At 69.1% G+C, this 8720-nt stretch carries 6 protein-coding genes, 1 tRNA gene and 1 other RNA gene; 4 read left to right on the top strand and 4 right to left on the bottom strand.

Annotated features, from left to right (window positions below; genetic code table 11):
* Positions 1-217: 217 nt before the first annotated feature.
* Both IEZ09_RS33875 and IEZ09_RS33870 read right to left on the bottom strand, forming a co-directional pair.
* Positions 218-1801 (bottom strand): DUF6345 domain-containing protein, encoded by a 1584-nt coding sequence (locus IEZ09_RS33875; protein ID WP_189257880.1) that lies wholly within the window; start codon positions 1799-1801, stop codon positions 218-220.
* A gap of 155 nt (positions 1802-1956) precedes the next feature.
* Positions 1957-3081, bottom strand: a complete 1125-nt coding sequence (locus tag IEZ09_RS33870; protein ID WP_229813190.1) for a threonine synthase — start codon at positions 3079-3081, stop codon at positions 1957-1959.
* 115 nt (positions 3082-3196) lie between these two features.
* Between IEZ09_RS33870 and IEZ09_RS33865 the strand changes: the two genes are divergently transcribed.
* The gene (locus IEZ09_RS33865) at positions 3197-4396 is read left to right on the top strand and encodes a S8 family peptidase (RefSeq protein ID WP_189257879.1); all 1200 of its coding nucleotides are present in this window, start codon (positions 3197-3199) and stop codon (positions 4394-4396) included.
* 45 nt (positions 4397-4441) lie between these two features.
* Here IEZ09_RS33865 and rnpB read toward each other — a convergent pair.
* Positions 4442-4822: RNase P RNA component class A (rnpB, locus tag IEZ09_RS33860), an RNA gene on the bottom strand.
* 175 nt (positions 4823-4997) lie between these two features.
* Between rnpB and IEZ09_RS33855 the strand changes: the two genes are divergently transcribed.
* A complete protein-coding gene (locus IEZ09_RS33855) occupies positions 4998-5519 on the top strand; it encodes an NAD(P)H-dependent oxidoreductase (protein ID WP_189257878.1) in 522 nt (173 codons plus the stop codon).
* Positions 5520-5521: 2 nt separating this feature from the next.
* Here IEZ09_RS33855 and IEZ09_RS33850 read toward each other — a convergent pair whose 3' ends face one another.
* The gene (locus tag IEZ09_RS33850; RefSeq protein ID WP_189257890.1) at positions 5522-6634 is read right to left on the bottom strand and encodes a bifunctional RNase H/acid phosphatase; all 1113 of its coding nucleotides are present in this window, start codon (positions 6632-6634) and stop codon (positions 5522-5524) included.
* Positions 6635-6758: 124 nt separating this feature from the next.
* Between IEZ09_RS33850 and IEZ09_RS33845 the strand changes: the two genes are divergently transcribed.
* Positions 6759-6844, top strand: a tRNA-Leu gene (locus IEZ09_RS33845).
* A gap of 167 nt (positions 6845-7011) precedes the next feature.
* Complete coding sequence (locus tag IEZ09_RS33840) at positions 7012-8718, top strand: AAA family ATPase (RefSeq protein WP_229813189.1); 1707 nt, start codon at positions 7012-7014, stop codon at positions 8716-8718.
* The last annotated feature ends 2 nt before the right edge of the window (positions 8719-8720 follow it).

Below are 8720 nucleotides of genomic sequence, written 5' to 3'. Positions count from 1 at the left end.
CCGTGCCCATGTCAAAACCCAAGCGCCTCCTGGTTAAAACACCAGGTCCACCCGAGGTGAACGAAAGAGCCGTTCATCAGTCTTCATAATCTTGTGAAATCTTTGTAGCCACTGAACCGCGGAGGACAGCCACGGCCGCGCCCCTGGTCGGGCTCGCGGCGGTGGCTGTCCTGTTCACTTCTGCCGGTGTGGCACTGCTGCGGGTGCGGGACCTCGGTCAGGAGGCGCCGGAGATCCGCCAGAACCAGCCGGTCGAGCCGTAGTCGGGGCCGACGGAACCCTTGCCCCAGAAGTAGTCGTTGAAGTTGCCCAGCGCACCCGACGACGTGACGGGGCCCATGGTCGCCCAGCGGACGGAGGCGGGCTGGGTGTCGATGCTGGCCTGCGCCCACGCGTCACGGACCTTCATCGGCTGGTTCCACCACAGGAACGGCGAGCGCCACATGTAGTGACCGAACTTGCCGCCGTGGTTGGCCGAGTTGTAGCTGACCGTGGTGAAGCTGTTGATCTGGTGCAGGCCCTGGAACGCCTGGCCCCAGCGCTGCGCCCACGTCTGTCCGCCGGTGACGTCCTCGAGGATCAGGCAGGTGAAGAGGCTCATCCACTCGACGTCCTGGTTGCCCCAGCGCGCCTCGGTGTTCGAGAGCTTGGCGTCGTTGTGGTTGGAGCAGCCGTTGAAGTAGAAGCCCGTGCCGGAGCCGTGGCCCTGCCAGTAGGTGAGGTCGACGTTGTCCGCCCAGATGTGGTCCTGGCCGCCGGGGAAGATCGGGTCCTTGAAGTCGCTCTCCCACGCGTTGCCGTTGAGCCAGCTGAACGCGACGGGGACGCCGTGGGTGCCCGCCTCGGAGTTGAAGGTGCCGATGTTGGCCACGGTGTTGGGCAGACCGGAGCACAGTCCCGTGCCCTCGCTGCCGACCTGCGTGCCGGCGGCCATGGCCCCGAACTGCTGGTCGTCGCGCGGCGGCTGGACCGGTTGCGGCTGGGGCAGTTCGGCACCGACGGCCGCGGGCAGGGTGATGGCCTGCGGGGCGCTGCCGTCGGACGTGCGGCCCGCGCAGCGGAACGACGGTTCGAGCCGGTCGGCCTTCTCCTCCAGCGGCGGGGCGACGTAGACGTAGCTGACGTCCGCCTTCACCCCGTCGCCCAGGTACTTCTGGCACAGCTTGGCGCCGTACGCGAGGTCGTTCACCGCGACGGTGCCCGCCTGGCCGTAGGTGCGCGCGGCGTGGCTGACCGCCGTCACGCCCTGGGCGTCGAACGAGACGCGGATGTTCGCGCCCTCGCCCTCCAGCGGGATGCCGCCGAGCTGGAACGTGTACGACACGCTCGTGTCGAGGTTGGCCGTGAGTGCGTTGCGCCCGTTGGGATCCGCCAGCTCGAACGTCGTGTACTGGGCGGTGGGCGTCGCGTTCGCGGGCAGCACACCCGCTGCCCTCAGGCCTTCCTGCGCGCGCTTGGTGGCCTCGTCCGTCGTGATCGTCCTGATGCGCTTGATAGCCTCGGTGTCGAGCGCGGTCTGCGTGGTCGCGTTGCCGTCCTCGTCCTGTCTGCCCTGTCCTTTGTCGACGGTCGGCAGGTACTGGTAGCGCTGCTCGTCGGCGAAACTCACCGCGCCGAACTCGGATCTCTGGACGTCCTTGAGCCCGAAGGCTCTTTGCAGTCGCTGCGCCTGTTCCTGGTCGAGCCCCGTGCTCTTCACCCCGTAGACGGGGAGCTCCGTCACGTCGGCGGTCGCGACTCCGGCCGCGCCCGCGGTGATGAGGCTGGACAGGGCCAGCACCACGGTCAGCTTGCGTTGCATGTGTCTTCCCTCCCTTGGGGACGACCGGCTGCAGGGGCCGGCCGTCTGACAGGAGGATTTGGCTTGCCGGGCCGTGATACCGAGGGTGGGTCGTCCCCGCCGGGGCTCCACTCGAACGGCCGAAATTCTGTAACGCCCTTGGCCGTTGGGGATACCTAGAGGCGGACACCTGGGTATTTGATGCCTGCTCCGGTGTTCAGCACGACCACCTCGTCACCCGCTCGCAGCCAGCCGTCCTTGCGCAGCACCCGGACCGCGCTGAGGGTTGCGGCGCCTTCCGGGCACAGGAAAACGCCTTCGAGTCGCGCGCACTCCGCGCGGTCTTCGAGAATCTGCCCATCGTCCACGGCTATCGCGGTGCCGTTGGTCTCCCTGATCGCCCGCAGGATCAGGAAGTCTCCCAACGGCTTCGGCACGTTGATGCCGAACGCGTTCGTGAAGGCGTTGTCCCAGAACGTCGATTCGGCCGCACCCTCGTCGAACGCCCTGACGATCGGTGCGCACCCGGTGGACTGGACGGCGACGAGACGCGGCAGCGGTCCGTCGATCCAGCCGAGCTCGCGCATTTCGTTGAGCGCCTTGTGAATCCCGATCAGACCGACCCCGCCGCCGGTCGGGTAGACGATCACGTCGGGGACGCGCCAGCCGAGCTGCTCGGCGATCTCGTAGCCCATCGTCTTCTTGCCCTCGATGCGATAGGGCTCCTTGAGCGTCGAGGCGTCGAAGAGGTCGACGTCCGCGAGGGCCTTGGCGGCGTCGGCGATGGTGCCCGGCACGATCCGCAGCTCGGCACCGCTCGCCTCGACCTCCTCGCGGGTGATCAGCGGGGCGTCCTCCGGCATGGCGATGACGCTGCGCAGACCCGCGCGGGCCGCGTAGAGGGCCCAGGCGGCGCCCGCGTTGCCGTTGGTCGGCATCTTGATGCCCTCGATGCCGAGCTCCTTGACCCTCGCCACGCCGACGGCCGCACCGCGCGCCTTGAACGAGCCGGTCGGGATGAGCGACTCGTCCTTCATCAGGACGTTCACGTCGAGCGCGCGGCTCAGCGCCGGCAACGGCACGAGCGGCGTCATGCCCTCGCCGAGGCTGAACGCGGGGTCGGGATCGCGGACCGGCAGGACGTCCCGGTAGCGCCAGAGGCTGTTGTCCCCGGTGGGCCTGCCGGCCTTCGTGAGGTCGTAGCGGGCCAGCAGGGGCGACGAGCAGGACCGGCAGAGGTTCTGCGGCCGGTCGGCGTCGTGGCGCTGGCCGCAGCGGGCGCATTCCAGGTGGGAGAGCACACCGTCATCAATACAGGACTATCCACTCGTCCGGATTACACCCGAATGGAGTAGCACGATTCGCCGTTCGGGTGCGAGCATCGGGTTCCCTGCTCAAGCCCCTTTGAGGAGAGCCATGCGACGACTCACCGCCAAAGCCCTGTTCGCAGCTGTCCTGCTCGCCGCCGCAACGCCTGCCGCTCCTGCTCTCGCCGACACCCAGACCAGTGGGTACATCGTCCTGTTGAAGGACGGCGTGAGTGTGCCCAGCGTGACCAATCTGGCCGGCGTCACCGTGGAGAACCTCTACCAGTCCGCCGTGCGTGGTTACTCTGCGCGCATGACCCCGGCGACGGCTGCACGTCTCGCCCGTGACCCGCGGGTCGCGCTGGTCCAGCCGGACGGCATCGCGTCGATCGCCGCGCAGACCCTGCCCACCGGCATCGACCGCATCGACGCCGAGCAGAGCCCGACCGCCCGCATCAACGGCACCGACGAACGCGTGAACGTCGACGTCGCCGTGATCGACACGGGCGTGGACCTCGACCACCCTGACCTCAACGTCAACACCGCGGGAGCGAAGAACTGCTCCACCGGCCGCAGCGCTGACGACGGCAACGGCCACGGCACCCACGTGGCGGGAACCATCGGCGCGCTCGACAACGGCATCGGCGTCGTGGGCGTCGCACCGGGTGCCCGCATCTGGCCGGTCCGCGTGCTCAACAACCAGGGCAGCGGCTCGTTCTCGGCCATCATCTGCGGCATCGACTACGTGACCGCGCACGCGAACGAGATCGAAGTCGCGAACATGAGCCTCGGCGGATCCGGCAGCGACAGCGCCTGCGGTTCCAACAAGGACGCGATGCACGAGGCGATCTGCCGCTCGGTGTCGGCCGGCGTGACCTACGTCGTCGCCGCGGGCAACAGCAGCGCCAACTCGTCGACCTTCGTCCCCGCCACCTACGCGGAAGTCATCACGGTCAGCGCGCTGGCCGACTTCAACGGCCAGCCGGGCGGTGGCGCGGCCTCGACGTGCCGCGCTGACGTCGACGACACGTTCGCCGACTTCTCCAACTACGGCGCGGACGTGGACATCATCGCGCCGGGCGTGTGCATCCTGTCGACCTGGAAGGGCGGCGGCTACAACACGATCTCGGGCACCTCGATGGCGAGCCCGCACGTCGCGGGGGCTGCCGCGCTGTACAAGGCGACCCACCCGAGCGCTTCGCCGTCGGCCGTGAAGTCCGCTCTGCAGTCGGCGGGGACCAGCAACTGGAACTCCGCGACCGACCCGGACAGCACGCACGAACCGCTGCTGAACGTCGCGTCGTTCTGATCGCTTCGACCGGTGCCGGGGCTTCGGCCCTGGCACCGTTTCAGGCGGATGAGCCGGCATGTAAGCCGGATCCTGTTCATGGGACTCGCGTCCCACTTGGCGACCATCCATCTGGGCCTGCCGTCGCCGGCAGGCTCTAGCGGCCTACCCGTGAGCATCGGACGGGCCGCCCTCGAACGCTCACGCAGGCACTCGCGTGCCCTCTTGGCCTTGCTCCGGGTGGGGTTTACCTAGCCGCCCCAGTCACCTGGGGCGCTGGTGGTCTCTTACACCACCGTTTCACCCTTACCCCGGCTCGCGCCGAGGCGGTCTGCTTTCTGTGGCACTGTCCCGAGGGTCGCCCCTGGTTGCCGTTAACAACCACCCTGCCCTGTGGAGTCCGGACTTTCCTCGACAGTCTCCTGCCGCGGCCGCCCTGCCGACTCATCCGCGTCCACCAGGATATCCCAGGGTCTGGGAGTGGTTGTTCACCAGCCCGGACGTTGGTTCACTCGATCCATGACACGACGTCGCCACGTCGACTACGGCCGCGTGGCAGCAAGCCTGTGTTGCCTCCGCTGAGCGCGCTTTCTCTCACCCGCGACCTCAGGGAGTGCTTGCCATGTCCGATCTGCTGATCATCTCCGGCGCGCCGTCCCCCGCCGCGCCGACCGGCGTCGTGGTGTCGCACGTGGCCGCCGTGCTCCAGGCGGCCGGCCACCGCGTGTCGGTGCTCGACGTGCGCTCGTTGCCCACGTTGTCGCTGCTCACCGAGGACCTCCGCGACCAGGAGATCGCCGCCGCCGTGAGCTCCGTGCTGTCCGCGGACGGCGTGGTGGTGGCGTCGCCGGTGTACCGCGCGGCCTACAGCGGCCTGGTGAAGGCGTTGCTCGACCTGCTGCCGAAGAAGGCGCTGCGGGGCCGTGCGGTGCTGCCGCTGGCGACGGGCGGCAACCAGGGCTTCCTCGTGGCGATGGACTACGCCCTGCACCCGTTGCTCGCGGCGAAGGGCGCCGACCAGGTGGTCCGCGGCGAGTTCGTGCTGGACCAGAAGGTGGGTACGCCGGAATCGACCGCCGCTCTGGACGCGGCGGCCGACCGGTTCATGACGGCGCTGACGCCCCGCCTGCGCAAGGTGTCCTAGTTTCAGCCCAGGTGCGAAGTGTCGTTCACGAGCTTCACCGAGGCGTGCCCGTCCGGGTAGAACTCGGCGATCGAAACACCCGTCAGGTCCAGGTGCATGCGGAACAGGAACTGCGGCCCGACGTCGAGCGCCTGGCGAAGAAGAGTCTTGATCGGCGTGACGTGACTGACGAGCACCAGCGTCTTGCCGCCGAACTTCGCGATGATCTCGCTACGCGCCTTGCGCACCCTGGCGTTGACCTCGTCGAAGCTCTCCCCCTCCGGCGGCCGGACGCTGGTGTCGCCGAGCCACCGCCGGTGGATCTCCGGGTCCTGCCGCGCCGCCTCGGCGAACGTCAGCCCCTCCCACGTGCCGAAGTCGGTCTCGATGAGCCCCTGGTGGGTGATGACCTCGAGCCCCGTGGCCTCGCCGAGCTTCTGAGCGGTCTGCACGGTCCGCTGCAGCGGTGAGGAGATGATGGCCGCGATGTCGTCCACTTTGGAGAGACGCTGGGCGGCCTTGGAGGCCTGCTCCAGCCCGAGCTCGGTCAGCGGGTGATCGCCACGCCCCGAGTACCGCCGCTCGACCGACAGCCGGGTCTGCCCGTGCCGCAACAGGATCAGCCGCGTCGGATCGCCCGTAGCCCCGCTCCAGTGCGGCTGCTTGTCGCCTTCCTTGCTCTCGTCGGCCTTGCTCTCCCCTTGTGGCTCGCCTTTGATCTGGCCTTTGGCCTCGCCTTTGGTCTCGCCGTCCATGGCCTCGTTGGCCAGCCGGTCGGCCTGCCGGTTGCGCTCCCGGGGAATCCACTCGTACGTGACCTTCTGGAAGGTCCTGGCGAGCTGCTGGGCTTCGAGCGCGAGCGGCTGCATGGAGGGGTGCTTGATCTTCCAGCGCCCGGCCATCTGCTCGACGACGAGCTTGGAGTCCATCCGCACGTCAACGGTCTCGGCGTTCAGCTCCCGCGCAGCCCGCAGCCCCGCGATCAGCCCCTGGTACTCGGCCACGTTGTTGGTGGCGACGCCGACGGACCCCTTGCGCTCGGCCAGCGTCTCGCCGGTGAGCTTGTCGCGGACGACAGCCCCGTACCCCGCCGGCCCGGGATTGCCCCGCGACCCGCCGTCTGCCTCGACGATCACCTTCACCGGTGGCCTCCTCTGCTGCGAGCCCAACCTATCTCGTCGGCGGCGGAGTCGTGGCGGCACGGCTGCGGGGACCCCCGTGCAAGGGGCCGTTCAGGGGTGTTTTATGATTGAGCGGTAAGTCTGGGTGGCGGAATGGCAGACGCGCTAGCTTGAGGTGCTAGTCCCCGCAAGGGGGTGGGGGTTCAAGTCCCCCCTCGGACACCAGCATTAACCACACGCGAAGAGGTCGTCGTACCGACGGCCTCTTTTGCTTTGTCGTACTTCAGGGTGCCGAAGTCGCAGTGGACTGAGCACCGTTGCGGGACCGGTCCCGCCAGAGGTCCAAGACACTCGCCTCCGAAGCGCAGAACGCGGAACGCCACGGAGGAAACGTGCTGGGGAGTACGAGGGCAGAGGTCACGCGGATCTCCGAGACGGTGGCGCGTGAGGTGTTCGCCGAGAGCAATCTGATCGCGATGCTCGAGGGTGAGATCCACTCCCGGTTGCCGGACGCCGTCCACGAGTACGCCCGTGCCTTGCTGCCCAACCTGTCGAGGCTCGCGGTCGCGGGTGCCACGCCGGATCCTGGCGAGATGCGGGTTGCGGTCGAAGGTGCGATTCGCGAGCGGTTGGAGGCCGAAGTGCCGGAGTTGGTCCGGCGTTCGGCGGACGGTTTGCTGCCGGGGCTCGCCGCGCTGGCGGTGCGGGACGCGACGCCGGACCTGGCGAAGTTGCGCGAGGGGCTGGTCGCCGACGCCACGGCGCAGGTCACCGCTGTCGTGCGGAAGCAGGCCGCGGACGTGTTGACCGACGTCGTGCGCAAGGCCACCGGCGAGGTGCGGGCCGCGGTTGCCGAAGGCCTTCGGAAGCAGGCCGGGGAGTTGCTCGACGAACTGGCACGCGCCGCGGTCGCCGAGGTCACTCCGGATCCCGCCGTGCTGCGCGAGGAGGTGCTGCGCGGCGGGTCTGCCGTGGTGGTCGAGGCCGCGCGGGCCGCGGTGGTGGACGCGGCGCCCGCGGCGGTGCGGAGTGCCGCCGAGGAGGTTCGCGGCGCGTTGGAGCAGGCGGTGCGGCGCGAGGCGGGCGAGGTGTTGCCGGCGCTCGCTCGCGCGGCGATGGCCGAGGTGACGCCGGATGTGCAGCGGCTGCTCGACGAGCTGGTGGACAAGGCCTCGGTCGCGGTGACCGAAACGGCACGGACCGCGACCCGCGAGGTCGTGCCGGACGTGGTCGTCGAGGTGTCCGAGGAAGCGCTGAAACGGGTGCGGGGCGCGGTCCGCGAGGAGGCGGCGAGGGCGTTCGAGCAGTACGCGCCGAACGTCGTCACGGTGGTGCTGCCGCAGGGGCGGAAGGTGGAGCTCGGCGCGGACACCCACGCGGTGCTGCCAGAGCTTCTGGTGGCCCTGCACGCGCGCTGTCACGTGCTGCTGGTCGGGCCGGCGGGCACGGGGAAGTCCATGCTGGCCAAGCACGCGGCGGGTGCGCTGGGACTGGAGTTCCACGCGCTGTCGCTCGGTCCGACTACGCCGATGAGCAAGGTGTTCGGCTACTACGACGCCCACGGCAAGTACCACGACACGCCGTTTCGTCGCGCCTTCGAGCACGGCGGGGTGATGCTCCTGGACGAGCTCGACAACGGGCATCCCGGGCTGCTGGCCGAGCTCAACCAGGCGCTCGCGCTCGGCACCTGCGCGTTCGCGGACCGGATGGTCGACGCGCACGAGAACTTCCGGTTGGTGGCGACCGGGAACACCTACGGCACCGGCGGCGACCGGCAGTACGTCGGCAGGCAGACGCTGGACTCCGCCACGCTGGACCGGTTCGTCGTGATGGACGTGGAGATCGACGAGGACCTCGAGGAACGGATCGCGCTGCGGCACGCGCCGTCGCATCCCGACGCGGTGATGGAGCTCCTCGACGACATCAGGAACCTGCGCGCGGTGGCGGAGACCAAGAAGCTGCCGGTGATCATCTCGCCGCGGGCCAGCATCGACGGGGCCAAGCTGCTCGAGGCGGGTGCCACCGTGGACCAGGTCTTCGAGTGGCGGGTGGTGCGCGGGATGTCCGACGCGCACCGCAAGGCGCTCGGGCTGGACTGATC

This window comes from Lentzea flava (assembly GCF_014648475.1).
Taxonomy (GTDB): domain Bacteria; phylum Actinomycetota; class Actinomycetes; order Mycobacteriales; family Pseudonocardiaceae; genus Lentzea; species Lentzea flava.
The sequence above is the reverse complement of the archived record's forward strand: the minus strand, read 5'-3'. Positions and strand labels throughout refer to the sequence as shown.

Bases quoted from the DNA above. Each gene is read 5' to 3' on its own strand.
- IEZ09_RS33875 (WP_189257880.1), bottom strand. From the start codon at position 1,801: ATGCAACGCAAGCTGACCGTGGTGCTGGCCCTGTCCAGCCTCATCACC.
- IEZ09_RS33865 (WP_189257879.1), top strand. From the start codon at position 3,197: ATGCGACGACTCACCGCCAAAGCCCTGTTCGCAGCTGTCCTGCTCGCC.
- IEZ09_RS33855 (WP_189257878.1), top strand. From the start codon at position 4,998: ATGTCCGATCTGCTGATCATCTCCGGCGCGCCGTCCCCCGCCGCGCCG.